This window comes from Methylopila turkensis, from assembly GCF_027922325.1.
In the GTDB taxonomy this organism is placed as follows: Bacteria; Pseudomonadota; Alphaproteobacteria; order Rhizobiales; family Methylopilaceae; genus Methylopila; species Methylopila turkensis.
This window is the reverse complement of record NZ_BSFL01000001.1, coordinates 854,086-879,213: the sequence shown is the minus strand read 5'-3', so window position 1 is coordinate 879,213 and position 25,128 is coordinate 854,086. Positions and strand designations below refer to the sequence as shown.

Below are 25,128 nucleotides of genomic sequence, written 5' to 3'. Positions count from 1 at the left end.
ACGCTCCGGGGCGCAGGCCCCGTCGTGGTCCGCTCCCTCTAGCGGGTTCGCCCCGGCGAGGCAAGGGCAAAGCGCGGCGCGGAGCCGCGGAGGAGACCCGGTCCGGCGTCGCCGCGATCGCGCGCGGAACGGCCGGCGGCTTGCGCCGCCGGCCGTCGTTTCGGTCGCGACCGGCGCGCCGTCAGGGCGCGCCGATCACCATGTAGGTGAACGGCGGTATATAGGCTTGGGCCATGATCAGCAGGCCCATCAGGCTGGCGAGCGCCAGCGAGTGGAAGAACACGTAGCGCAGGATGTCGCCCTCGTGCCCGTACCAGCGGGTGGCGGTCGAGGCCACGACGATGGACTGGGCGTCGATCATCTTGCCCATGACGCCGCCGGAGGAGTTGGCGGCCGCCATCAGCGTCGGCGACAGACCGAGCTGCTCGGCGGAGATGCGCTGGAGCGAGCCGAACAGCACGTTGGACGAGGTGTCCGAGCCCGTCAGCGCGACGCCGAGCCAGCCGAGCATCGCGCCGAAGAACGGGTAGAGCCAGCCGGTCTGCGCGAAGGCGAGGCCGAGCGTGGCGTCGACGCCGGAGTAGCGGGTGACGAAGCCGAGCGCGAGCATGGCGGCGATGGTGAGCAGCGAGAACCGCACCAGCACCAGCGTGCGCCAGTAGGTCTTCAGCATCGCGAGCGGCGAGAACCCCATCACGAAGCCGGCGACGATCGCCGACAAGAAGATGCCGGAGCCGGTCGCCGACAGCCAGTTGAGCTTGTAGACGGCGGCCTCGGCCTTCGCCGCCGCGACGACCGGCGGCACGCGCTGGATCAGGTTGTGGACGGTCGGCACCTCGAAGGCGAGCAGCGAGACGCCGTCGAGGAACGCCCGCACTTGCGGGATGCCCCAGCAGAACACGACCACCGAGAGGATCAGCCACGGGATCCAGGCCCGGATCACCAGGCCCGTGGGATGGCGCGTGACGGACGGTTCGGTCGCAGTCGCGACGGCCGCGTCCGCCGGCGCGGAGCCGTCGGCGGAGGTCCAGACCACGGCCGGGCGCCAGACGCGCAGGAACAGCGTCAGGCTCACGATCGAAGCGATCGCCGCCACCACGTCGACCAGCCAGGGCCCGTGATAGTTCGAGACCAGATATTGCGGGATGGCGAAGGTCACGCCCGCGATCAGGATCGCCGGCCAGATCTGCGCCATGCCGCGGAAGCCCGCGAAGGCCGCGATCAGCCAGAACGGCACGATGACCGAGAAGAACGGAAGCTGACGGCCGATCATCGCCGACAGGTCGAGCAGCGGCAGGTCGGTGACCGCCGCGAGCGCGATCACCGGCGTGCCGAGGGCGCCGTAGGCGACCGGCGCGGTGTTCGCGATCAGCGACAGACCGGAGGCGGCGAGCGGCGAGAAGCCGAGGCCGATCAGGATGGCGCCGGTGACGGCGACCGGGGTGCCGAAGCCCGCCGCGCCTTCGAAGAACGCGCCGAAGGAGAAGGCGATCAGCAGGAGCTGGAGCCGGCGGTCCTCGGTGATGCCGGCGATCGAGTCCTGCAGGATCTTGAAGTACCCCTTCTCGTTGGTGAGCTGGTACAGGAAGATGATGTTCAGGATGATCCAGCCGATCGGCAGCAGGCCGTAGGCGGCGCCGTAGAGCGCGGTCATGCCGGCCTTGTCGGCGGGCATGCCATGGGCGAACACGGCGATGACCAGCGCCGCGCCGAGGCCGGCGATGGCGGCGGTGTGCGCCTTCATGTGGAACACGCCGATGCCGGCGAGCAGCACCACGATCGGGATCGCCGCGACCAGCGTCGATATCACCGCGTTGCCGAACGGGTCGTATACCTGGGACCACATCATCAGGGCTTCATTCCTCCCGGAGGCTTCTGATAACGGCGCCGTTACCGCACTTTTGTTCGAAAGGCCAACGAATGTCGCCACGTTCCGCCGCCGTCCGGCCGTTCCTCCACGGATATTCGACGCAAAGGCGGGGAAAGGCGGCGGCGTGGGCCGCGCTTTGCGGGGCGTGGCGCGGCTGATACAGTTTCCGGCAACGCACATTCCCCGAATGGCCTTGAGCGCGCAGGTCGCGCCCGGCTGAAGGACGGTCGCTCTTGTCCGAGCCCATCGCGTCGCTCGGCGACGCCGAAGCCTTGAAGGCGTCTTCTCCGAAGCTTCCGGGGGCGGCGCAGCAGTCGGCCGCGCCGATCTACGCCGCGCTCGATCTCGGCACCAACAACTGCCGCCTGCTGGTCGCGCGCCCGGACCGCTCCGGCGGCTTCCGGGTGGTGGATTCGTTCTCCCGCATCGTGCGGCTCGGCGAGGGGCTCGCCCACACCGGCGACCTCTGCGAGGACGCGATCGGCCGCGCGGTGGCGGCGCTCGCCATCTGCCGGGACAAGATGGCGGCGCGCGGCGTGACACGCGCCCGCCTGATCGCCACAGAGGCGTGCCGGCAGGCCGCGAACGGCGGCCGCTTCCTCGACCGCGTGAAGCGCGAGACCGGGCTCGACCTCGAAGTGATCGACCGCGCGACCGAAGCGCGCCTCGCCGCGGCCGGCTGCGCCTCGCTCGCCGATCCGGCCGCGGGCGGCGTCATCCTGTTCGACATCGGCGGCGGCTCCTCGGAAGTCGTGTGGCTGGAGCGCCGCGGCGGCGGGCCGGGCGCGCTCGCCATGCGGGCCTGGGCGTCGCTCCCCGTGGGCGTGGTGACGCTCGCCGAGCGGTACGGCGGCGTGAAGGTCACGACCGCCGTGTTCGAGGACATGGTCGCCGAGGTCGGGCGGCTGCTGGAGGCCTTCCCCGAGCGCGAGACGCTCGCGGCGTCGCTCAGCGACGTGCACCTGCTCGGCACGTCCGGCACCGTCACCACCATCGCCGGCGTCCATCTCGGCCTGCCGCGCTACGAGCGGCGGCTGGTGGACGGGCAGTGGATGGCCTCGACCGACGTCACGCGCGTGGTGGAGTCGCTGAAGGAGATGTCCTACGACCAGCGCTGCCAGAACCCGTGCATCGGTCCGGACCGAGCGGATCTCGTGCTCGCCGGCTGCGCGGTTCTGGAGGCGATCCGGCGCGCGTTCCCGGTGGCGCGGCTCAGGGTGGCCGATCGGGGCCTTCGGGAAGGACTGCTCGTGGAGATGATGCGCGAGGACGGCGTGTGGCGCCGGCGCGGCCCCCGGCGCAGAGGGCGGCGCTCGTGAGCCGCGGTCCGGCGAAGGGCGGCGGCGGAGCGGGCAAAGGCAAGGGCGCTGGCGCCGGCGGATCGGGACGCGGCGCCCGCAGCCTCGGCGTGCGGGTCTACACCGCGCGCAAGCGCAGCCATGCCTCCACGCTCTGGCTCGAGCGCCAGCTCAACGACCCTTACGTCCAGGCGGCGAAACGCGAGGGCTATCGGTCGCGCGCGGCGTTCAAGCTGATCGAGATCGACGACCGCCACAAGCTGCTGAAGCCCGGCCAGAAGATCGTGGACCTCGGCGCCGCGCCCGGCGGCTGGAGCCAGATCGCGGCGCGGCGGATCGACGTCGAGAAGGGCCGCGGCAAGATCGTCGCCATCGACCTGCTCGAGATGGAGCCGCTGCCGGGCGTCGACTTCATGGTGCTCGACTTCCTCGACGACGCCGCGCCCGACCTGATCAGGCAGCGCCTCGGCGGCAAGGCCGACCTGGTGCTGTCCGACATGGCGGCCAACACAATCGGCCATCAGAAGACCGACCATCTGCGCATCGTCGCGCTGGTGGAGGCGGCCGCCCTGTTCGCCTCAGAAGTGCTGGCGCCGGGCGGCGCCTTTCTCGCGAAGGTGTTTCAAGGCGGCACCGAGGGCGAGCTGCTGGCGGCCCTGAAGCGCGATTTCTCCAAGGTCATCCACGTGAAGCCGCCCTCGAGCCGCAAGGATTCGGCCGAGCTCTACGTGCTCGCGACCGGCTTCCGGGGCGAGGGCGTCCGGGCGGACGGCTCCAACGAGCGATCCGCGGAAGGCGGCCCGAGCGCCGCGGCTACTTGATCGCCGCGCAGGCCACGCGCGCCCCGGCGTTGCCGATCGGCTGCGAGGTGTGGTCGTCCTTCTCGGCGTGGATCACGAGCGCGCTGCCGTTCTCCGCCTTGAGCTCCTCGAGCTTGATTAGGCTCGTGAACAGCGCCGCCTGCGCCGAGCCGTCCGAGAGCACGATCAAGTTCGGCAGGTCGCCCGGCTCAGGTCCGTTCGGGTTCAGCAGACCATGCTTGCCTTCGCCATGGCCGGCGTGGGAGCCGGATTTCTTGTATTCGCCGGCGTCGGAGCAATCGGCGTTCTCGTGGAAATGCATGCCGCGCTTGCCCGCCGCCAGGCTGCCGGCCGCGATCTCCAGATCGATCAGCGTTCCATGCGGGGACCCGGTCAGCGTGACCTCGCCGATGCGCTTTCCGTCCTTGCCCAGAATTTCGTAAGTGTCGGCGGCGAGCGCCGCCGATGACCCGAGAGCGAGCGCGGCTGAGAGGCCGGCCGCGGCCAAGGAACGTCTCATGAGGAACCTCCATCGCGACGCGCCGGACCGGAGGCCGCCGGCCGTCGTCCTGCAAAGCGCCGCGGGCGGACGCTTGGTTCCCGGACGGCGGCTTCGCGACGTCGTGAGGCGCGCGTGAGGCCGCTCCCGCCGTCTCTGCCCCGTTTCGAGGCCACGCTTGGCGGCGCTTTCGAAGCCGAGGGCGCCGGCCTGCACACGGGCAAGCACAGCAGGCTTCGCGCCACGCCCGCGCCCGCCGGCCATGGCGTCGTGTTCCGCCGACGGACGCGCAAGGGCGTCTTCGACGTGCCGGCGCTCTGGACCAACCGGCGCTCCCGCCCGCTCTGCACCGCGCTTCAGGTCGGCGAGGGGCCGCTGGTGCGCACGGTCGAGCACCTAATGGCGGCGTTCGCGGCGCATGGCGTCGACAACGCGCTCGTGGAGATCGACGGAGAGGAGCTTCCAATCTTCGACGGAAGCGCCGAGCCGTGGTGCGAGCGCATTCTCGCGGCCGGCCGCGTGGAGCTCGCCGCGCCGCGCCGCTATTACCGCGTGCGCAAGCGGGTCGCCTATCAGCACAAGGCGCACAAGCAGCGCATCGAGCCGTTCGACGGTTTCGAGATGAGCGTCGCGATCACGCTGTCGCATTTCGGCCAGCTTAAATGGATCGGGCCGACCGACGCCGAGACGTTTCGTCGGGAGCTCGCGCCGTCGCGCAGCTTCGGCCGGCTGAAATGGGCGCTGCCGGCCAAGATCATCGGCCTGTTCTGGTTCGGCGAGCCGGTGCTGAAGGGCGCGTCCGCGCGGAACACGCTGGCGCTGGTCGGCGCCGGCGCGGTCGGCGGCCTGCGCATGCCGGACGAACCCGTCCGCCACCGCGCGCTCGACATGGTTGGCGACTTCGCGCTCGCCGGCGCGCCGCTGCTCGGCCGCGTCACCGCCTCGCGGCCGGGGCACGAGCACAATTACGGCCTGCTCGCCCTGCTGATGCAGGACCGCGCGGCGTGGGAGGCGGTGACGATCGGCGAGGACGGCCGGCCGAGGCCCGTCGTCTGAGGTCAGCCGCGGTCGCGGGCGGCGGTCACGGGATCGGGCGCCGGCGGCCGATGGCCCGACACCTCGTCGCCGGCCTCGGGCGTGAGCCGCGCGAACACCAGGACGGCGGTGGCCGAGATCAGGCCGATGGCGATGAAGGCCGGCGGGAAGTCGGCTGCGGCCAGCTCGGTTCCGCCGCGCAGCGCGAGCACGGTTTCGAGGATGGTCGCCGCGACGCTGACGCCGACCGACAGCGACACCTGCTGGGCGACGCTCGTCAGGCTGGTCGCGCGGCTCATGCGCTCCTGAGGGATGTCGGCGTAGCCGAGCGCATTGACGGCGGTAAACTCAAGCGAGCGGAAGAAGCCGCCGACGAGCAGCGCCGCCAGCATCACCAGCGTCGGCGTCGCCGGCGTGAACAGCGCAGGCATGGTCATGAAGCCGGCCGCGACCACGGCGTTGATCGCGAGAGTGGCGCGGAAGCCGAACCGCTGCAGGATGGGCTTGGCCGCGAACTTCATCACCAGCGCGCCAAGCGCCGATGCGAAGGTGAGCATGCCGGACTGGAACGCGGTCAGCCCGAAGCCAAGCTGCAGCAGCAGCGGCAGCAGGAAGGGCGCGGCCCCGATGCCGATCCGGAACAGCGAGCCGCCGAGGATGGCGACGCGGAAGGTCGGGATGCGGAACAGCGTCAGGTCGAGGATCGGATGCTCGACCTGACGGGCGTGGAACCAGTAGGCCGTGAGCGAAGCGGCCCCCGCGAACAGGATCGCGATCACGATCGGCTTCGGCAAAACGTCGAGGCCGAGCGTGGTCGAGCCGGTGACGAAAGCGGCGAGGCCGAAGCCCGAAAGCACGAAGCCGACGCCGTCGAAGGGCGTGCGCTCCTCGGCGCGGACGTCGGGGATGTAGAGGGTCGCGAGCACGAGGCCGAGCGCCGCGATCGGCAGGTTGATCCAGAAGATCCAGCGCCAGGAGAAATAGGTGGTGATGAAGCCGCCGAGCGGAGGCCCGAGCACCGGCCCGACCAGCGCTGGGATCGTCAGCCAGGCGAGGGCGCCGACGAGCTCCGACTTCGGGACGGTCCGCAGGATCACGAGCCGTCCGACCGGCACCATCATGGCGCCGCCCATGCCCTGAACGATCCGGGCGCCGACGATCTCCGCCATGGAGGACGACAGTCCGGCGAGCATGGAGCCGAGCGCGAACACCGCGATCGCCGCCCGGAAGACGAGGCGCGACCCGAGCCGGTCCGCGAGCCAGCCGGAGACGGGGATGAACACCGCGAGGCTGAGCAGATAGGAGGTCAGCGCCAGCTTGAGGTCGATCGGGTCCTCGTTCAGCTCGCGGGCGATCGCCGGCAGCGAGGTCGCGAGCACCGTCGAGTCGAGGTTCTCCATGAACAGCGCGCAGGCCACGATCAGCGGAACGAGGATACGGCCGGGAATCGAGGTCGGGACGCGGGCGGGCATGCGGCTCCTTGATCGGCGTGGCGCGGACGGCGGCGTCTTGAACCGCCTGGGCGTCCGGTTCAACCGCGTCGCGCGCATGGCCGGTGGGCGTCATCTAGCGCCGAAATGGCGACAAGCCATGCGCGTTCGACGGGACTCCGTCATTTGCGTGGACGAAGCGTCATGCTAAAGGTCCGCGCCACTTCCCCAACCCGCGCCCCCGCATCGGGCGCGACTGAGCGGGGCCGGGCGCCGACGGGCGGCTCCCGGGCGCTTCGGCGCACACGAGGAGGTTCGGCATGGCGCGCATCGAAGACGTTCTCGCCCGAGAGGCGCTCACCTTCGACGACGTGCTGCTGAGGCCGGGCCTCTCCGAGGTCATGCCGGGCGAGGTCGACCTCCGCTCGCGCGTCACCCGCACGATCTCGCTCAACATCCCGATCATGTCCTCCGCCATGGACACGGTGACCGAGGCGCGGCTCGCCATCGCCATGGCGCAGGCGGGCGGCATCGGCGTCATCCACCGCAACCTCGAGCCCGAGGAGCAGGCGGCCCACGTGCGCCAGGTGAAGAAGTTCGAAAGCGGCATGGTGGTGAACCCGGTCACCATCGCGCCCTCGGCGACGCTCGCGGAAGCCTTCGAGCTGATGAAGCGCTACAACATCTCCGGCATCCCGGTGGTCGAGGGCTCCAACGGCCGCTCCGGCAAGCTCGTCGGCATCCTGACCAACCGCGACGTGCGCTTCGCCACCAACATGCGCCAGCCGATCTCGGAGCTGATGACGAAGGAGAACCTCGTCACGGTGCGCGACGGCGTCGAACAAGGCGAGGCGAAGCGGCTGCTGCACCACCACCGCATCGAGAAGCTTCTGGTGGTGGACGACGCCTATCACTGCGTCGGCCTGATCACGGTGAAAGACATCGAGAAGGCGGTCGCGAACCCGAACGCCAACAAGGACGAGCACGGGCGCCTCCGCGTCGCCGCCGCGACCACGGTGGGCGACAAGGGCTTCGGCCGCGCCGAAGCGCTGATCGACGCCGGCTGCGACCTGATCGTGGTCGACACCGCCCACGGCCATTCGCAGCACGTTCTCGACGTCGTCGCCCGCATCAAGCGTCTCTCGAACCACGTGCAGATCGTCGCCGGCAACGTCGCCACCGGCTCGGCCACCAAGGCGCTGATCGACGCCGGCGCGGACGCGATCAAGGTCGGCATCGGCCCGGGCTCGATCTGCACCACGCGGATCGTGGCGGGCGTTGGCGTGCCGCAGCTCACCGCCATCATGGAGGCGGTCGAGGCCGCGAAGGCGTCCGACACGCCGGTTATCGCCGATGGCGGCATCAAGTATTCCGGCGACTTGGCCAAGGCGATCGCGGCCGGCGCCGACGTCGCCATGGTCGGCTCGCTGCTGGCCGGCACCGACGAGGCGCCCGGGGAGGTCTTCCTGTGGCAGGGCCGCTCCTACAAGTCCTACCGCGGCATGGGCTCGGTCGGCGCTATGGCTCAAGGGTCCGCCGACCGCTACTTCCAGGCCGAGGTCAACGACCGGCTGAAGCTGGTGCCGGAAGGCATCGAGGGTCAGGTGCCCTACAAGGGCCCTGTCGGCGCCGTGCTGCACCAGCTCGCCGGGGGTTTGCGCGCCGCCATGGGCTATGTCGGAGCCGCGACGGTCGCCGAGCTGCACGAGAAGGCCGAGTTCGTGCGCATCTCCGGCGCCTCGCTGCGCGAAAGCCACGTGCACGACGTGACCATCACCCGCGAAAGCCCGAATTATCCCAGCATGGTGTAGGCTCCATAGCGTTCGAACGAAGCTCGGAGCGCCAGAATGGCTATCAGTAAGCGTCCGCGTCCGCCCGCAGTCGACCTCGATCGTCTCGTCGGCCAAGCGGCGCCCGGCAGCGGTTCCATGCGTCTGAAAGCGCGCGGGGCTGCTGGAATGATGTCCGTCGCTGAACGTGTGGCGTTCGCAGACGATATCCGTTCTCGGACCAGACCTACGAAAGAGGATTCGACGGATCTGATCCGGCGTGACCGCGACGAACGATGACGGTCGTCGACGCTAGCGTCGCCATCAAGTGGTTTGTGGAAGAACCGAACTCAGACGCGGCGCGGGAGGTCTTGCTAACGGGCGGATTTCTGTCTGCTCCGATGCATGTGATGGCGGAGGTCGCTCGCGGTTTACTTCGCCGCAGACGGGCCGGCGATCTTTCGTCCGAAGACGCAAAAACCGTTCTGGCGCGGCTGCCCGCCATGGTCGCATTGGCGCCGATGCAAGATCCTGCGCCGCTGGCGTTCGACATAGCCGATCGAGCGCATGTGACGATCTACGACGCTTTTTACGTCGCGCTCGCTGATCGGCAAGATGACGTGCTGATCACCGCCGACCGTAGGCTTTGCGAGGGGATTGCCGCGACGCCCTGGGAAGGGCGAATTCAACATCTGTTAGAGCGCGCCTCGCCGCGCGGATCAATCCAGGATAAATGATCTCCATGTCCGTCCAAGCCGTCCTCGCGCCGTTGTTCGCGCAGGTGTTTCTGACCTTCGGCCTGCTGCTGTGGATGGGACGGACGCGGTTCGCCGCGGTGCGGGCCGGGCAGGTGACCGCCAACGCGGGCTCGCCGCGCGCCTTCGGCTGGCCGGACGGCGCGCAGAAGGCCGCCGACAGCTTCCACAACCAGCTGGAGCTGCCGCCGCTGTTCGCCCTGCTGGTGGCGCTGGCGCTGATCACCAAGGACGCCGACCTGCTGTTCGTGGCGATGTCCTGGATCTTCGTCGCCAGCCGGGTCGTCCATGCGGTCGTCCACAACGGGGCGAACCGGCACATGTCGCGCTTCCGCTGGTTCGCGCTCGGCGCCGTCACGCTGATCCTGATGTGGATCATCTACGCCGTCCGCGTGCTGGTGGCCTGACATGACACCCGCCGCCCACGCGCTCGCCGCGATCGAGATCCTGACCGCCGTCGAGGCGAACCATCGTCCGGTCGCCTCCGCCCTCAAGGACTGGGGGACGAGCCACCGCTTCGCCGGCTCGGGCGACCGCGCGCGGATCGCGAGCATCGTCTACGACGCGCTCAGATCGCGGGCGTCGATCGCCTGGCGCATGGGGGCCGACGCGCCGCGCGCGCTCGTGCTCGGCGCGCTCGCCTTCGTGCGGGGCGCGACGGCCGACGACCTCGCCCGCGCCTTCGCGGACGCCCGCCACGCGCCGGAGCCGCCGACCGAGGCCGAGGCCTCGGCGATCGCGAGCGCGTCGCTCGACGGGGCGCCGGCCTATGTGCGCGGCGACTATCCGGAATGGCTCGACGGCCCGCTCGCCCGCGCCTTCGGAGAGGACCGCGCGGAGGAGGGCGAAGCGCTCGCCCGCCGCGCGCCGCTCGACATCCGCGTCAACGCGCTGCGGGCCGACCGGCCGAAGGTCCTGCGCAGCCTCGCGCACCTCAATCCGGTGGAGACGCCGCTGTCGGCCTTCGGCCTGCGCATCCCGCTCGGCGACGACGGCCGCGGCCCGCCCGTGCAGGCGGAGCCGGCCTATCAGAAGGGTCTGTTCGAGGTGCAGGACGAGGGCTCGCAACTCGCGGCCCTCGTGGCGGGCGCGGCGGCCGGACAGCAGGTGGTCGACCTCTGCGCCGGCGCCGGCGGCAAGACGCTGGCGCTCGCGGCCCAGATGCGCAACCGCGGCCAGCTCTACGCCTACGATTCCGACGTGCGGCGTCTGTCTCCGTTGCACGACCGCGCCGACCGCGCCGACGTGCGCAATCTGCAGATCCGCGCCCCGAAGGGCGAGGCCGACGTGTTGTCGGACCTGCGCGACCGCGCCGATCTCGTGCTGGTCGACGCGCCCTGCACCGGGACCGGCACATGGCGCCGCAACCCCGACGCCAAATGGCGCATGCGCCCCGGCGCGCTCGAACAGCGCAACCTCGAGCAGGATGAGGTTCTGGACGCAGCGGCGGGGCTGGTGAAGCCCGGCGGGCGGCTGGTCTACGTCACCTGTTCGGTGCTGAAAGAGGAGAACGAGGACCGCGTCGCGGCCTTCCGCGCCCGCCGTCCGGACTTCGCGGCGACGCCCGCCGCCGCCGCCGCGGTCGAGGCCGGCCTGCCGCAGCTCGCCGCCTTCGCGAACGCCGAAGGGGACGCGCTGCTGCTCAGCCCGCGCCGCTCCGACACCGACGGCTTCTTCGTGGCGGTGTTGCGCCGGACTTGACCGGCCCGGACGCTGGTCCATCTCAGCACGCGAAGGGCGCTGTTCGGGCGGAGACCATGCGAGTCATGAGCGACATTCTGAAGCTGTTCGCGGTGCTGATCATCGCGGCGGCGGGCTATTGGTCGTGGTACGCGGCCTACGGCTCGAATCCGAACGAGCAGGTCGGCGTCGCGCTGACGCGCTGGATGCCGGGACCGCTGAAGGACTGGGGCTGCGGCAAGTTGAACGAGCGCTTCCAGAGCGGCGCGCCGACGGAGTGCAGCCCGGTCGCCGGCGCGACCTCGATCTGACGGGTCCGGTGCGCGCAAAATTCGCGCGGGCCATGCGTCCGCGGGCGTTGCCGCGCGGGGGGCGTTCGGAGTAGTCAGGCGCATGATCGCCGACGCTTCCCACGACCGCATCCTCATCATCGATTTCGGCTCGCAGGTGACGCAGCTGATCGCGCGACGCGTGCGCGAGGCCGGCGTCTATTGCGAGATCACGCCGTTCAATCTGGCCGAGGAGGTTTTCCCAACCTTCGGCGCGAAGGGCGTCATCCTTTCGGGCGGCCCGGCCTCGGTCGCCGAAATCGGCACGCCGCGCGCGCCGCAGGCGGTGTTCGAGAGCGGCGTGCCCGTGCTCGGCATCTGCTACGGCCAGATGACGATGGCCGAGCAGCTCGGCGGCGCGGTCGAGAGCGGCCATCACCGCGAGTTCGGCCGGGCCGACCTGAACGTGGTCGCGCCCTCCAAGCTCTTCACCGGCGTCTGGGAGGACAAGAGCCGCAACCAGGTGTGGATGAGCCACGGCGACCGCATCACGCGGATGCCGCCCGGCTTCCGCATCGTCGGCGTGTCCGAAAACGCGCCGTTCGCGGCGATCGCCGACGAGGCCCGGCACTATTACGGCCTGATGTTCCACCCCGAGGTGGTCCACACCCCGGATGGCGGCAAGCTGCTGGTCAACTTCGTCCGCGACATCTGCGGTTGCGTCGGCGACTGGTCGATGGCGGCCTATCGCGACGAGGCGATCGCCAAGATCCGCGAACAGGTTGGCGACGGCCGCGTGATCTGCGGCCTGTCCGGCGGCGTCGACTCCGCGGTCGCGGCCGTGCTGATACACGAGGCGATCGGCGACCAGCTCACCTGCGTGTTCGTCGACCACGGACTGATGCGCAAGGCCGAGGCGGAGGAAGTCGTCGGCCTGTTCCGCGGGCACTACAACATCCCGCTCGTGCATGTGGACGCCGGCGACACCTTCCTCTCCGCGCTCGCGGGGGCCGACGACCCGGAGGTCAAGCGCAAGACCATCGGGCGGCTGTTCGTCGAGGTGTTCGAGGACGAGGCGAAGAAGATCGGCGGGGCCGACTTCCTCGCGCAAGGGACGCTCTATCCGGACGTCATTGAGAGCGTGTCGTTCTCGGGCGGCCCCTCGGTAACGATCAAGTCGCACCACAACGTCGGCGGCCTGCCCGAGCGCATGAATATGAAGCTCGTGGAGCCGCTGCGTGAGCTGTTCAAGGACGAGGTGCGCGCGCTCGGCCGCGAGCTCGGCCTGCCGGAGGCCTTCGTCGGCCGTCACCCCTTCCCCGGTCCGGGCCTCGCCATCCGCTGCCCCGGCGAGGTCACGAAGGAGAAGCTCGACATCCTGCGCGAGGCCGACGCGGTCTATCTCGACGAGATCCGCAAGGCCGGCCTCTACGACAAGATCTGGCAGGCCTTCGCCGTGCTGCTGCCGGTGAAGACCGTCGGCGTGATGGGCGACGGCCGCACCTACGAGTATGTGGTCGCGCTGCGCGCGGTGACATCGGTCGACGGCATGACCGCGGACTTCTTCCCCTACGACATGAACTTCCTCGGCCGCGCCGCGACCCGCATCATCAACGAGGTCCGCGGCGTCAACCGCGTCGTCTACGACGTGACGTCGAAGCCGCCCGGCACGATCGAGTGGGAATGATTTTGGCCTATCCCCGCGTATCCGAAACTACGCCAAAGTACGTTCTAACCCACTGATAAAAATAAATATTCCATTCTCTACCTATCGGTGTCTATCGGTGGGTAGAGATCGCAGTCGTCGGCCCCGCTGACGGACCTTGCCCATATTGATCACGGCGGAATTTGAAAGTACCGTCAGAGGAGATGAGGCTCCTGACGGTACTTTTTTTAATCTAAGCTGCTGACAATACGCAGATTTTTCCGACGAGAGCCCCCCAGAACCGCGTGACGGTACTTTTTTGGAGGTGGCATATCATGTTGACGGACGCAGCGCTCAAGGCGTTGAAACCAAAAGACAAAATCTACAAAGTGGCGGACCGCGACGGCATGTACGTGCGCGTTGCGCCATCGGGCGCGCTCTCGTTCCGGCTGGACTATCGGCTCAATGGACGACGCGAGACCGTCTACCTGGGCAAGTACGGGAGAGATGGAATCTCGCTGGCCCGGGCCCGAGAGTTGTGCCTGGACGCGCGGCGAGCGATCAGCGAAGGCCGTTCGCCGGCGATTGAGAAGCAGCGCGAAAAGCGCCGCATCAAGGAGGCGAAGAGCTTCGGCGAGTTCGGCGAAAAGTGGCTCGTGAATGCGCCGATGGCCGACAGCACCCGAGCGATGCGTCGCTCTATCTTTGAGCGCGAGCTGTTGCCGGTTTGGCGTAACCGCCTGCTCACCGAGATCACGCCGGACGATCTGCGCGCTCAGTGCGGCAAAATTGTTGACCGCGGCGCGCCAGCGACGGCGATCCACGTTCGGGACATCCTGAAGCAGATTTACGGCTTCGCGATTTTACATGGCGAGAAGGTTGCCAATCCGGCCGATGACGTCGGACCAGCATCGATCGCGACCTTCACCCCAAAGGACCGGGCTCTGTCGCCGGCGGAAATCCGAGTGATGCTGAAAGAGCTGGAAAAAGTCGCGACGCTGCCGACGATCCGGCTGGGAATGCGGCTCTTCCTGCTGACGATGGTGCGCAAGAGCGAACTGCAGGACGCGGTGTGGGACGAGGTCGACTTCGAGAACGCCGTTTGGACGATTCCCAAGGAGCGGATGAAGCGGTCAAAAGCGCACAACGTCTATCTGTGTCGCCAGACTCTCGACATCATGATTGCGCTCAAAACCTGCGCCGGGAATTCCCGGTATCTATTGCCTTCACGCTACGACGCGGATGCTCCAATGTCTCGAGCGACGTTCAACCGGGTCACTTATTCGGTCGTGGAACAAGCCAAGCAAGATGGGCTGCCACTCGAACCATTCACGGTTCACGACCTGCGGCGGACAGGGTCGACCCTACTGAACGAATTGGGTTTCAATAGGGATTGGATCGAGAAGTGCTTGGCGCACGAAGATGGCCGCTCGTCGCGCGGGGTCTATAACAAGGCGGAATACGAGGTGCAGCGCCGGCATATGATGCAGGAGTGGGCAGATACTGTGGACGCATGGGTCGAGGGTCGCAGACATGCCCCCACACTCTTGCCTACGGCTATGCCTTTGTTGGAGCTTGATCCCGCCCTTTGACTGGACGGGATTTGCGCTTGGCAACATCGGGGTGCTGCGCGCGGCGGATCGGTGAGGTCCGCCGCGCGGTCAACCAAGCCTCGACCTCGGTCAGGTCCCACACAATGCAACGTGGCGAGAGCGCGAACCGCCGGGGAAACTCGCCACGCTGCTCCATCTCATAGATCGTACTGTCAGCCAGCGGCACCATCTCACGCAGTTGATGGCGTCTGATTGTCTTGCGGATAGTCACTTCTTGGGCGTGCCTCATGCTCAATCTCCTTCACGACTACCGCCGATAGAGAACGATAGATGCCGGTACTGGAAGGCCTTAAGGATCGGCGTGCGGTGATTTCGGGCCGTAGCGTACACATCGGCGGGTATGCCGTGGGCACGCATCGAAGCAACAGGGACGGACCAAGAGACAGCCGGGGCACAGTGCGGCATCGCGTCTAGATATCTGAAGACGTTATTTACTGTTCGATCAGTACACGCATCTCCCGACATATCGTGCCGGCTACCGAGCTCATTCTCGCAAGCACACTGGATGGTTGCCTAAATATCAATATCTATGCGGATGCGAGATCGAAGTGTTGTTGCAAAGGGTCTCGACCCGTCCGCCTTACTCCATATTGTGTGGCCGACAGCCGATCAAACTATAGGTGATGGGCGTACTCAGGGACGGTCGATGCCTTCGAAGGTGGCAATCATGGACAGGGCGTGGGCGGTAGGGTCGTAGGGCGGACTTCCGATCCCTTGAGTGGTGGGTATGGCCGTCACCGAAGCCCATAGATCGTCGGCCCTGCCCTCTGCGAGGGTGAGGACCGCGTCGCGGACGAAGGTGTCGCGCACGATCTGATCGGACGTGGCACCGGGACAGGTCTGGCCGACGATGCCGTGCATCTCGGTCCCGTGGACGGCAGGGGAACCCTCGACCGGACCGACGCACAGCAGATGGGCGCTTCCCCCGGCCGCTGCGTGCGCGAGGGCCCCTCGCACCTGGGGCAGCGTGAAGCTGAAGTTGGTCAGCAGCGCACCGCGGACCTGCACCGGGGTGCGTCCGTCGACATCGAAGGCGGCGACGACCTTGCGCGCGCGGCTGAGCGGGATGCGGTTGCTGTGCGCAAAATCGGCAACCAGAGCGGCGATGCTGCCGGGATCGAAGTCGTCGGTGCGGTGTAGAACCCACCAGTCCGTCTCCTGGGTGGTGCTGCTGAGCAGGATGTCGATGTCGCGGTGGCGGCCGGACTCCAGCACCCGCATCGGGTGGTCGGCGAGAATCCCACCGGGCTGGTCACGGTCGTCGACGACAGCGATCACCTCATTGTCGACGCCGTGCGGAGCGCCTGGATCCCGCGACTGTGTTGCGCTCATCGTCTCTGCGAGCAGGTACGGATCGACGTCCAGAAGCTTCTCTGGATCATCTTCGATGCCGAGGGCTGCGAGCACCTGGGCCGCACGCTCCTCCGCCCCCCAGGCCGGCACCTGGCGCGACGGCATGCCGGAGAACGCGGCGATGCGGTGGAACAGGCCGTCAGCCGACGGCGCGGCCAGCAGTGCCAGCGCGGAGAAAGCACCTGCGCTGTGCCCGGTCACGGTGACGTTGCCGGGGTCGCCGCCGAAGCGGGCAATGTTCTCCTGCACCCAGCGCAGGGCGGTGATGATGTCCTGCAGGCCCAGGTTGGAGGCTTCCGCCAGGCGTCCCCCGTATTGCGACAACGACAGCCACCCGAATGCGCCCAGGCGATAGTTGATCGAGACGCCGACGGCCCGCCCGGTCGCGGCAAGCCCGGCGGCGTTCGAAACGGTCTGCGTGTTCGCGCCGAGGAGCCACCCGCCGCCGAACACATATACGATCACCGGCAGCGGCCGATCGCCGGTGTCGTCGGGCGCCCAGACGTTGAGGTTCAGGCAATGCTCACTGAAACCGTTGTCCGCCTCTAACCAGCCGGTGTCCCCGGCCTGCAACGGCGCGGGTCCGACCTGATCATAGGGCTGGTCGGGATCGAAGGGCAGCAGAGCGGGGCGGCGGAACCGCTCGGCGGTGGCATAGGGAATGCCAAGCCAGGAGCGAACGCGGTGTTCGCTGCTTAGGGGATTGCCGATACGATTCATCATGGGGCTCCTTCTGAACATCGAGAGTGCTGACTCATAGCTCAGGACTCCTTTTTCTGTTGTCGTGATCTCCGGCCGCGCCATTAGTCGACAACGACGACATGCTTGCCGGGCGTTTTGCCGTTCTCCAGATCGGACTGTGCATCGCGCACGCTTTCCAGCCCGTGATAAACCTTGGCGACACTGACCTTCAGGCGGTTTTCCGCAATTGCCTTGAGCTGACGGTTGAAGACATGGGCCGGCAGATCGGTTGCTTCGCCACCGTAGGATGTCAGCCGCACACCAAATGGAATCGAGAACGGGTCAAACTCGGGGATCGTCCATTGGTCACCCAAGGCCCCGGTGAAGCATGTAGTGCCATGGAGACGAACGGCACTTAATGTATCTGGCAGAGCGCCGCAGCCGACGAGCTCAAGCGCCGCGTCCACGCCACCGGGCACGATCTGGCGCACAGCGTCCGCGATGCTGCCGTTGTCAACGATGGCGTGATCAACGCCGAGCTCCCGCAGCATCTCGATCCGGTCAGCGCTTCGGGTGGTGGTGATCACCGTCGCGCCCATCTCCTTGGCGATCGACGCTGCTGATAAGCCGACAGTGGACGTTCCTCCTCTGATCAGAAGCGTTTGGCCCGCCTTGAGATCAAGTCCGGTCGTGAGCGAACCAAAGGCGGTCTGGAACATTTCCGGCAAGGCCCCGACCACATCCCATGGCAGGTCGGTTTCAAACGGGATGATCTGGCCGACCGGCGCCACGACATATTGGGCGTAAGAACCATCGAAGGAACGCCCCATACCGCCCATCATGGTGGCGACCTTCTGACCAGGCCTCAGGTCACTGCCTGCCGTCGCTTCATCGACTTCACCGACGCATTCGATGCCGGGAATACGCGGCAAGGTGACATCGGGAGACGACAGGCCCTTTCGCGTCGTGACCTCGGATTCGTTGACGCCGAAGGCCCGGACGCGGATCCGCACCCATCCCGGCTGCACCTGTGGAACGGGTCGCTCCTCGAGAACAAGGTTTTCAACGGGACCAGGTTTTGAAAGCACGATGGCGCGCATCTTTTCCATGGTGGGTTCCTTCATGATAGTTCGTAAGACGTATTTGTTTGCAGAAGGAACGATTGTCCCGAGCGATTACTTTGTCAGTTCGTAGCTCTCATCAAGCAGGGCGAAGAGTTCATCCTTCGACACGGATCCGTCGAGGACGACGGTCAGCCAATGCTCCTTGTTCATATGATAGGCAGGCCGGAATCCTGGTTTGGACTTGAGATCGTCGACCTTTTGCGGATGGCATTTGATGTCGATGACTTCGACCGTTCCTTCACCGTCGAGACCGAGCTTGTCCTTCGCGACGTCCATCACCAGCCCGAACCATCTGTCGTCATCCGAATGACGAAGAACGGCGTAGTGGGGAAATTTCTCGAACGGATAATCGGGTTTGGCGTCAAACTTCTTTTCGGCATAGTCAAAGATTTCGGAGCGTGTGATCATGGATGGATTTCCTTTCGTTGCAGACTGTTTGCGGAGTTTCCGTGGACGCATCAGAAGGTCGCAGCCCTCGGTGAGCATGCTCTAGCCATACCAGCTCACGCCCTTTGGAACGCGGGAGAAACCGACGGCCCGCAAGCCAGAGAGCAATGCGCTGCGTCCAACGGGATGGTCGTCTACGGTCTCGAGCGTGAAGCCCTTATATTTGTCGCGTTTCAGGGCAGCGGCGAGGGCAAGGAGCGCAGAGGCCAGGCTTTTTGCATTGGCCGGATCTTCCGCATCGATATAGGACAGCAATTGCTTGCGACCCGAGGTCAGATAAAGCGCAAGCTTGCCGTCAGAGATAATCACGATCGCTCCACTGCGCCGCGTCGGTCTCGTCGAGCCAGGATGTGCCGGCCACCCGAGCAGCGTTCCAAACGGATTGGCAGGGTCAAGGGCAGAGAGCGCCACGGTGACCGGTTCGACCGAACGCGCCTCGGCGAGTTCCCTCAAGCGCTCAATCGTCAGGCGGTCGGCAAACTGGGCGCCGCCAAGGCCTTCGACAAAGCGCCCGCGCAGGACGCGACCGGCATCCTCCATAGCGCGTAAAACCGGCTGAAGCTGCGGAAACCCGCCCGGCACGGCTTCCGCTACGGCAGCACCGCGCGCGACCACCCCGTAGCGGTCGAGTAAACCCTCGACGAGCGCAAAGGCGCGTTCGGTGTCACTGGCAGGTATATGATGCAGTAGCGACCACCGACCCGAAAGGGTGGTGTCACCGAGACTGTAGCCGGAACTCCGGTAGGCAGAAGGAGAGACGGTTGTGACACCCGACGTGCGCGACGGGATGCCAGACCGGCCGGGACGATGGCGCACCGGGCGCGCGGTGAGATTGCGTTGCGATCCGCTCACATCCGCAAGTGCGCGCAAAGGCGCCCAGGTATCGGCGGTAACATGGCCCTTCCAGGCCAGATCCCAAAGCGCTTCCCGCAGTTCCCCGGGATCCACTTCACCAGGCAAACCAAGGTTTGCATTCGCAGCCGACAGGGACATCATCCGAGCGTGAGCCAGAGATGAAAGCTGGCGCACAAAAAAAGCGCCGCCACCTGCCAGGACGTCGAGAATCGCGCGTTGCAGAACGGATAGGTCCTCAACGTCGGACGACGGCTCAGCGGGCAGTGTGTCGCTCATCAGATCGCGCAGATGCAGGGAGACCTGACCATCATCGTCGCCAATTGCGCCGTGACCGGCCCACAGGACTTCGCCGCTGGCGATAAGCTCATCGAGCATGCCCGGGCGATAATCATGCACCCGGGCGGGCAGAACCTGGGTTTCCCATATCGACGCCAGTAAAGGCAATCCGGCGAGTTGTTCGATGACTCGGGCGACGCCATCCACTCCCTCGAGCCGTCCGGAGACGGAATTCTTAGCATTGAGAGCGGCATGCCCCGCGGTCTCGCTGACCAGCAATTGCCGTTCCAGCATCAGCCGCGTGAACGCGATCCGGGAGACTGGCTTGGTGGCCTCACGAGCAGCTTGCAACGAGCGAAGGCGCAACCGCCGGAACACGTCCTCGGAGACCCATTCATGGTTTGCGAGCGGATTGTCGAATACGGCTTCATCTGAACGCGCCTCGAGGCGACGCGCGAGACCGAAGTTCCCGTTCAGCACCTTGCCCTGATCACGCAGACGCTCGAGGGCTGTGTCAGCGACCGCGACACCGAGGCCAAACCGGAGCGCAACCTCGCCCGTGGTGAAGGGGGTATGCGTTCTGGCATAGCGTGCGAACAGATCACGCAAAGGTTCGGCGACCGCCTGCAAGAATGTTTTCGGCAAACCACCGGGGAGTTTGACGCCGAGTGCATCGCGCAGCCGGGCCGCATCTTCGACAATCGCCCACTGGTCCTGTCCGGCAATCGTCACTGAAATGATGCGGCCTGCATGGACAAGCTCTTCCAGATAATCGGCCGTTGCGGCTTGTTCGTCTTCGCCCAGCCGCATCGCAATTTCTGAGGTGCCCATAGGCCCAAGTTCGCGCAGCAAGTCAGCGACGCTCTCCACGCCCTTGACCCGGCGGTCTGCGGCAGTTCTCTGCAACTCCTGTCCGACACGCTCCACCACCCCGGGATCAAGCAATTCGCCCAGGTCGACCTGACCCAGCAGATCACCCAGAAGACCGCTGTCGAGCGCAAGCACCGAGGCGCGCCGTTCGGCGAGCGGGGCGTCGCCGTCATACATGAATTCAGCGACGTAGCCGAAGAGAAGGTTGGCAGCGAAGGGCGACGGGGCGTCCGTAGTCACCTCGACTAACCGCACCGTTCCTTTCTCGATCTTCTGCATCAATCCATGCAGCGCCGGCAGATCGTAAACATCCTGCAGGCATTCGCGCGCGGTTTCGATCAGGATCGGAAAATCGGCATGGTCGCGGGCGATCTCCAGCAACTGACCGGCGCGCAGGCGCTGCTGCCAAAGTGGCGACCGCTTGCCCGGATTGCGGCGCGGCAAAAGCAAGGCCCGCGCCGCACATTCCCGAAACCGGGCGGCAAACAGCGCGGAGCCGCCGACCGCTTCTGTCACAATGCGCTGAAGCGTGTCGGGATCGAAGGTGAATAGCTCAGCGCCCGGTACGCGCCCCTCGGTATCGGGAATACGCGCGACGATGCCGTCATCGCTGGAAACGACCGAAGGGTCGATCCGCAAGCGACTGCGGATCCGCTCAGCGATTGCCAGCGCCCACGGTCCGTGCACACGCTGGCCATACGGGGAATGCAGGATGACCCGCCAATCGCCTGTCTCGTCGCGGCAGCGTTCGATGACGAGCGTGCGGTCGCTCGGCAAAACCTCCGTCGCCTCGCGCTGTTCGGTGAGGAGGCCAAGCACATTGCTGATCGCATTGGGATCGAGACCCACCGCCGCGAGCCGACCGGTCGCATCCACCGCATCCGTGTTCCCACCGGCTTCGCGTTGGCCGTCACGAGGAGATATGCCGGCTTCAATTTCCCGCAGGAAGGCGCCGATGGCTTCGCCAAGCTCGGCAGGCCGGCCAATGCCGTCGCCGCGCCAGAACGGCAGGCGCGCGGAACGGCCGGGCGCCGGCACCACCACGACCTGATCATTGGTGATTTCCTGTATCCGCCAAGAGGTCGCACCAAGCGTGATCACGTCATTGACGCGGGATTCGTAGACCATCTCCTCGTCGAGTTCGCCAACGCGCCGTGACCCTGCTGCCTCTTCGCCCTGGGGCAGCATGACGCTGAACATGCCACGGTCCGGGATCGTGCCGCCACTGATGACGGCCAGTTGCTGCGCGCCGGGCCGGGCTGACAGGAGCCCGCTGTCTCGATCCCAGACCAGGCGCGGGCGGAATTCTGCGAATTCGTCAGAAGGGTATCGTCCGGCCAGCATGTCGAGGGTGGCGTCGAATACCCGGCGCGGTAGCTCCCTGAACGGGTCGGATCGGCGCACGGTCGCATACCAGTCCTCGATCTGGAGCGTATCCATGGCCACCGCGGCAACCGTCTGCTGGGCCAGCACATCGAGCGGATTGCGCGGCGGATCGATGGCTTCGAGCCGCCCGGTCAGCATGCAATCGACAGTGACGGCCGCATCCACCAGATCGCGCCGGGTGCGGGGATAGACGAGACCTGTAGAGGTGCCGCCGACCTGATGACTGGCGCGGCCCACCCGCTGAAGCCCACTTGCCACCGACAGCGGCGCACCTACCTGGATCACCAGATCGACCAGCCCCATGTCGATGCCGAGCTCCAGACTGGAGGTCGCAACAACGCAGCGCAGTGCACCGGTTTTGAGCGCCGTCTCGATCTCGCCGCGCTGTTCCTTGGAGACGGAACCGTGATGAGAGCGGGCGATCAGGGCAGGAGCACCCTCAGACCGGTTTTCGGTCCCACCTGCCGACGAGACGTAGTGCTCCGGCAGACCTGCCTTGCCTTCGATGGCGTCGAGATGGCGTTCGCCGTACAGCTCATTGAGCCGCGCCGTGAGCTTTTCGGCAAGGCCACGCGAATTGGCAAAGACGATGGTTGATTGCCGGGCAAGGATCTGATCGAGGATGCTCGCCTCGACATGCGGCCAGATCGAACCGACGCGACCGGGCTGCGCTTCATCTGAGCCCTGGCTATCCCGAGCGGGAATGTCGGTCATGTCCTCGACCGGCACAATGATCCTAAGCTCCAGTTGGCGGCTGGAGGGCGGGTTGATAACTGTCGTCGGGCGCGCGCCACCCAGGAACGCGGCGATCCGGTCCGCGGGCCGGACGGTCGCCGAAAGTCCGATGCGCTGCGCAGGCTGCCTGAGCAGCGTGTCCAGCCGCTCGAGGCTCAGCGCCAGATGCGCACCACGCTTGGTGCCGGCGACCGCATGAACCTCATCGACGATGACTGTCGTCACCTCACGCAAGGTCTCGCGGGCCTTGGAGGTCAACATGAGATAGAGCGATTCCGGCGTCGTGATCAAAATGTCGGGTGGCCTGCGCAACAAAGCGGCACGCTCAGTGCTGGGCGTATCGCCAGTGCGCATGCCCACCGTGATGTTTACCGAGAGATCACCTCGACGCTGCCGCTCGGCCGCGACGCCATCGAGGGGGATGCGCAGGTTGCGCTGGACATCGGAGCCGAGCGCCTTGATCGGCGAAATATAGAGGACGCGAGTAAGGGTCTTCGCCTTCTTGCCATTGCCCTCCGGTTCCACAGCCTGTTCGTGCGCCTGAAACAACTGGTCGATCGAATGGAGAAAAGCGGCAAGGGTCTTGCCCGATCCGGTGGGCGCGACAACGAGCGCGCAGTCACCCGCGCCGATGGCCGTCCAGGCTGCGGCCTGCGCCGGTGTGGGCGCCGTGAACGCGGCCGTAAACCAGTCTCGCGTCGCAGGCGTAAAGCCTGCGAGCGATGGCGAAACCATATCTGTTACTGGTGCGTCCACTTGCAATACCGCTCGCCTATTGGCCGCCCTTGACGGCCGCCAGATAAGCCGTTTCCGCCCACTCATGCAGCTTGCCGTCGTCTTCGATGACGTCGGCGGGAACTTCCATGTAGGTCTTCAGGGAATGATCGGTTGCTGCGCCCGCGGTATGACCAACTGTCTGCGAGTTCGCAGCTTCGTAGTCTTTGCGCGTCTTGTCATCGACCTTGAAGTAGAGCGAACCGTGCCAGGCCATTCCGAAGATATGATCGCCCCTGTAAAGAGCGCTCGCACCAAACAGGGGGCACCTTGTAACGGTCGCCCAGTCGGAAAGCTGGTCGATATAATGATCTGCAAGCGCGGTCGCTGCCTTGTATTGCTCAGACAATAGAGTGTCCTTTCGTGTTTAAATATGCCGCGCCTCGTGAGCATGCTGGCAATCGGCTGCGGTGAGCGTCACATTCATTGCCATTCGCCCCCGCCAGTCGGGGGTCGAGACAAAAACGAGTCGACTAAGGACCGCGATGTTGCGTACAAATGTACGCTAGCGGCTCGATACAAGCAACCGCAAGAGCGGAGAGGACGAGAATTTGATGAAAGTGCCTGCCCGCCGAACTGACCCAAACCGTCGCGATCGGCTGATCGATGTCGCGCTCGAGGTCATCGCCGAGCACGGCGTCGCGAGAACCACACATCGCAGGGTGGCCGAGGCAGCCGATGTGCCGCTGGGCTCCATGACCTATCATTTCAGGGATCTGGAGGAGTTAATCGCCGCCGCGTTCAGGAGGTTCACCGAGCGGATCACGCGCGTCTACAACGAAGCGATGGCGTCAGCGCATACAAGCGAGCAGGCCACCAGCGTCATTGCGGACCTGCTGTGTGGAGGTCAATGGTTTTCGCCCAAGGACGTCGTTCTGGTCTGCGAACTCTACGTCTTCGCGATCCGCAATCCTGACACCCGCGTGATGTTCGGCGAATGGGCCGCACTCAGCATGCAAATCATGGAAGAACACTATCCGCCCGATATCGCAAGGCAGCTTGAATCCATTGTCGGAGGATTGATCCTCACGAATTATTTCGCACCGGAGCCACTGGCCCGCGAAGAGGTGGCGGCTCTTATCGGAAAAATCGCGGGATCCGCCTCCTGAATTCCTGCACACGATAGATTGCCGTCGCCGCCGCTCACTTTGCTGAGTGATGTGTCTGTTCAATCCAGTGATGCAGCGTGTCAGACGTCTGTGATCCCCGCTGGTCTTTCGCGTCTCGGCACAGTGTCGAGTACGAGCCGGTAAGAGGCTTTCACCACATCGCTCACCACAGTTTGGGTGATGCCCTTGCCTGCGCCAACCGATATCCAGCGGTCCTTGTCGAGATAGCGGCCGGCGGTCACCGATGCAAAGCGTTCGAATAGATTGCCCCTCTGCTCGGGCTCGGCCCTTACCGTGATAATTAGCTCGTTCGGATCGTCCGTCACGATCATGAACACCTTGCCGCCGACCTTATAGACGTCCAGCTTTTCGACAAATGGTCGCCCATGGTCGACACCGGGCAGTCCCGATGCAAGCATGCGAGCAACGGCCTGCAACTGCTTGCCGGACAGACTTCGTTTCCTCCTACCGTCGCTAGTACGCTCAGCCGTCGGCAGTTTGGCGCGTACAAGCCTGTAGGACTCTCGCACCTCGTTTTCAAACACTTCTCTGCTGATGGCATCGCTTGCCGTGATCGAGATCCAGTGCCGCCTGTTCATGCCGTGGCCAGACGAAATCTCGACATACTGCTGCCGCAGTATTTCAGCTCGGATGGGATCGACTTTAATGGTCACCATCGCGCCGTCGGCCGCGTCGGTCACAATCATGAATATCTTTCCATGGATCTTGTAGACCCGTCGGTTGGAACCAACCGCACGTGTTGAATCCACATCGGGGAGTTGGCGGGCGATTGTTTCAACAGCGGCGATTAGAGCCCTGGCATCCACTATTAAGCTGTCCTTATTCTATTATTCG

General features: G+C 65.9%; 21 protein-coding genes. 11 read left to right on the top strand and 10 right to left on the bottom strand.

Annotated elements, in window-relative coordinates:
* Positions 1-181: 181 nt before the first annotated feature.
* The gene (locus PKE78_RS04115; protein WP_271199567.1) at positions 182-1,849 is read right to left on the bottom strand and encodes an L-lactate permease; all 1,668 of its coding nucleotides are present in this window, start codon (positions 1,847-1,849) and stop codon (positions 182-184) included.
* 254 nt (positions 1,850-2,103) lie between these two features.
* On the opposite strand from PKE78_RS04115, the gene PKE78_RS04110 reads away from it, so the two are divergent.
* Together PKE78_RS04110 and PKE78_RS04105 are read left to right on the top strand one after the other, a co-directional pair.
* On the top strand, positions 2,104-3,189 hold the full coding sequence (locus PKE78_RS04110) for a Ppx/GppA phosphatase family protein (RefSeq protein ID WP_428981221.1): 1,086 nt from the start codon (positions 2,104-2,106) through the stop codon (positions 3,187-3,189).
* On the top strand, positions 3,186-3,989 hold the full coding sequence (locus PKE78_RS04105; protein ID WP_428981220.1) for an RlmE family RNA methyltransferase: 804 nt from the start codon (positions 3,186-3,188) through the stop codon (positions 3,987-3,989). Before PKE78_RS04110 ends, PKE78_RS04105 begins: the two co-directional genes overlap by 4 nt.
* On the opposite strand, the gene PKE78_RS04100 is transcribed toward PKE78_RS04105, so the two are convergent.
* Complete coding sequence (locus PKE78_RS04100; RefSeq protein ID WP_271199566.1) at positions 3,982-4,488, bottom strand: superoxide dismutase family protein; 507 nt, start codon at positions 4,486-4,488, stop codon at positions 3,982-3,984. The two genes, PKE78_RS04105 and PKE78_RS04100, sit on opposite strands and share 8 nt — an antisense overlap.
* A gap of 114 nt (positions 4,489-4,602) precedes the next feature.
* On the opposite strand from PKE78_RS04100, the gene PKE78_RS04095 reads away from it, so the two are divergent.
* Positions 4,603-5,523, top strand: coding sequence for a UDP-3-O-acyl-N-acetylglucosamine deacetylase (locus PKE78_RS04095; protein ID WP_271199565.1), 921 nt, complete (start codon positions 4,603-4,605; stop codon positions 5,521-5,523).
* Positions 5,524-5,525: 2 nt separating this feature from the next.
* Here PKE78_RS04095 and PKE78_RS04090 read toward each other — a convergent pair whose 3' ends face one another.
* On the bottom strand, positions 5,526-6,974 hold the full coding sequence (locus tag PKE78_RS04090; RefSeq protein ID WP_271199564.1) for a DHA2 family efflux MFS transporter permease subunit: 1,449 nt from the start codon (positions 6,972-6,974) through the stop codon (positions 5,526-5,528).
* Between the two features lie 278 nt (positions 6,975-7,252).
* Here PKE78_RS04090 and guaB point away from each other — a divergent pair, with 278 nt between their 5' ends.
* The 7 genes from guaB to PKE78_RS04055 all read left to right on the top strand — a co-directional run bounded on the left by guaB (position 7,253) and on the right by PKE78_RS04055 (position 14,642).
* The gene (guaB, locus tag PKE78_RS04085) at positions 7,253-8,743 is read left to right on the top strand and encodes an IMP dehydrogenase (RefSeq protein WP_271199563.1); all 1,491 of its coding nucleotides are present in this window, start codon (positions 7,253-7,255) and stop codon (positions 8,741-8,743) included.
* A gap of 254 nt (positions 8,744-8,997) precedes the next feature.
* Positions 8,998-9,438 (top strand): type II toxin-antitoxin system VapC family toxin, encoded by a 441-nt coding sequence (locus PKE78_RS04080; RefSeq protein WP_271199562.1) that lies wholly within the window; start codon positions 8,998-9,000, stop codon positions 9,436-9,438.
* Positions 9,439-9,443: 5 nt separating this feature from the next.
* Entirely contained in the window at positions 9,444-9,863 is a 420-nt protein-coding gene (locus PKE78_RS04075) for an MAPEG family protein (RefSeq protein WP_271199561.1), read from the top strand.
* A gap of 1 nt (position 9,864) precedes the next feature.
* Positions 9,865-11,157: an RsmB/NOP family class I SAM-dependent RNA methyltransferase gene (locus tag PKE78_RS04070; protein ID WP_271199560.1), complete on the top strand. Its 1,293-nt coding sequence runs from the start codon at positions 9,865-9,867 to the stop codon at positions 11,155-11,157.
* A 65-nt stretch (positions 11,158-11,222) separates the two neighbouring features.
* A complete protein-coding gene (locus tag PKE78_RS04065) occupies positions 11,223-11,447 on the top strand; it encodes a hypothetical protein (RefSeq protein WP_271199559.1) in 225 nt (74 codons plus the stop codon).
* 82 nt (positions 11,448-11,529) lie between these two features.
* Entirely contained in the window at positions 11,530-13,092 is a 1,563-nt protein-coding gene (guaA, locus tag PKE78_RS04060) for a glutamine-hydrolyzing GMP synthase (RefSeq protein WP_271199558.1), read from the top strand.
* A 293-nt stretch (positions 13,093-13,385) separates the two neighbouring features.
* Complete coding sequence (locus tag PKE78_RS04055) at positions 13,386-14,642, top strand: tyrosine-type recombinase/integrase (RefSeq protein WP_271199557.1); 1,257 nt, start codon at positions 13,386-13,388, stop codon at positions 14,640-14,642.
* Here the strand turns inward: PKE78_RS04055 and PKE78_RS04050 are convergent.
* The 6 genes from PKE78_RS04050 to PKE78_RS04025 form a co-directional block, all read right to left on the bottom strand.
* Positions 14,608-14,892 carry a helix-turn-helix transcriptional regulator gene (locus tag PKE78_RS04050; protein WP_271199556.1) on the bottom strand — a complete coding sequence of 95 codons (285 nt, stop codon included), beginning with the start codon at positions 14,890-14,892 and terminating at the stop codon, positions 14,608-14,610. The genes PKE78_RS04055 and PKE78_RS04050 overlap by 35 nt on opposite strands.
* A 404-nt stretch (positions 14,893-15,296) precedes the next feature.
* Positions 15,297-16,739 (bottom strand): carboxylesterase family protein, encoded by a 1,443-nt coding sequence (locus PKE78_RS04045; RefSeq protein WP_271199555.1) that lies wholly within the window; start codon positions 16,737-16,739, stop codon positions 15,297-15,299.
* A gap of 80 nt (positions 16,740-16,819) precedes the next feature.
* A complete protein-coding gene (locus tag PKE78_RS04040; RefSeq protein WP_271199554.1) occupies positions 16,820-17,821 on the bottom strand; it encodes a zinc-binding dehydrogenase in 1,002 nt (333 codons plus the stop codon).
* A 51-nt stretch (positions 17,822-17,872) separates the two neighbouring features.
* Positions 17,873-18,229 carry an MmcQ/YjbR family DNA-binding protein gene (locus tag PKE78_RS04035; RefSeq protein ID WP_271199553.1) on the bottom strand — a complete coding sequence of 119 codons (357 nt, stop codon included), beginning with the start codon at positions 18,227-18,229 and terminating at the stop codon, positions 17,873-17,875.
* Positions 18,230-18,310: 81 nt separating this feature from the next.
* Positions 18,311-23,146, bottom strand: a complete 4,836-nt coding sequence (locus PKE78_RS04030; RefSeq protein WP_271199552.1) for an ATP-dependent helicase — start codon at positions 23,144-23,146, stop codon at positions 18,311-18,313.
* 16 nt (positions 23,147-23,162) lie between these two features.
* Entirely contained in the window at positions 23,163-23,513 is a 351-nt protein-coding gene (locus PKE78_RS04025) for a TfoX/Sxy family protein (RefSeq protein WP_271199551.1), read from the bottom strand.
* Positions 23,514-23,718: 205 nt separating this feature from the next.
* Between PKE78_RS04025 and PKE78_RS04020 the strand changes: the two genes are divergently transcribed.
* Positions 23,719-24,273 (top strand): TetR/AcrR family transcriptional regulator, encoded by a 555-nt coding sequence (locus PKE78_RS04020; RefSeq protein WP_271199550.1) that lies wholly within the window; start codon positions 23,719-23,721, stop codon positions 24,271-24,273.
* Positions 24,274-24,353: 80 nt separating this feature from the next.
* On the opposite strand, the gene PKE78_RS04015 is transcribed toward PKE78_RS04020, so the two are convergent.
* Positions 24,354-25,043 carry an MmcQ/YjbR family DNA-binding protein gene (locus tag PKE78_RS04015; protein WP_271200062.1) on the bottom strand — a complete coding sequence of 230 codons (690 nt, stop codon included), beginning with the start codon at positions 25,041-25,043 and terminating at the stop codon, positions 24,354-24,356.
* Positions 25,044-25,128 lie beyond the last annotated feature (85 nt).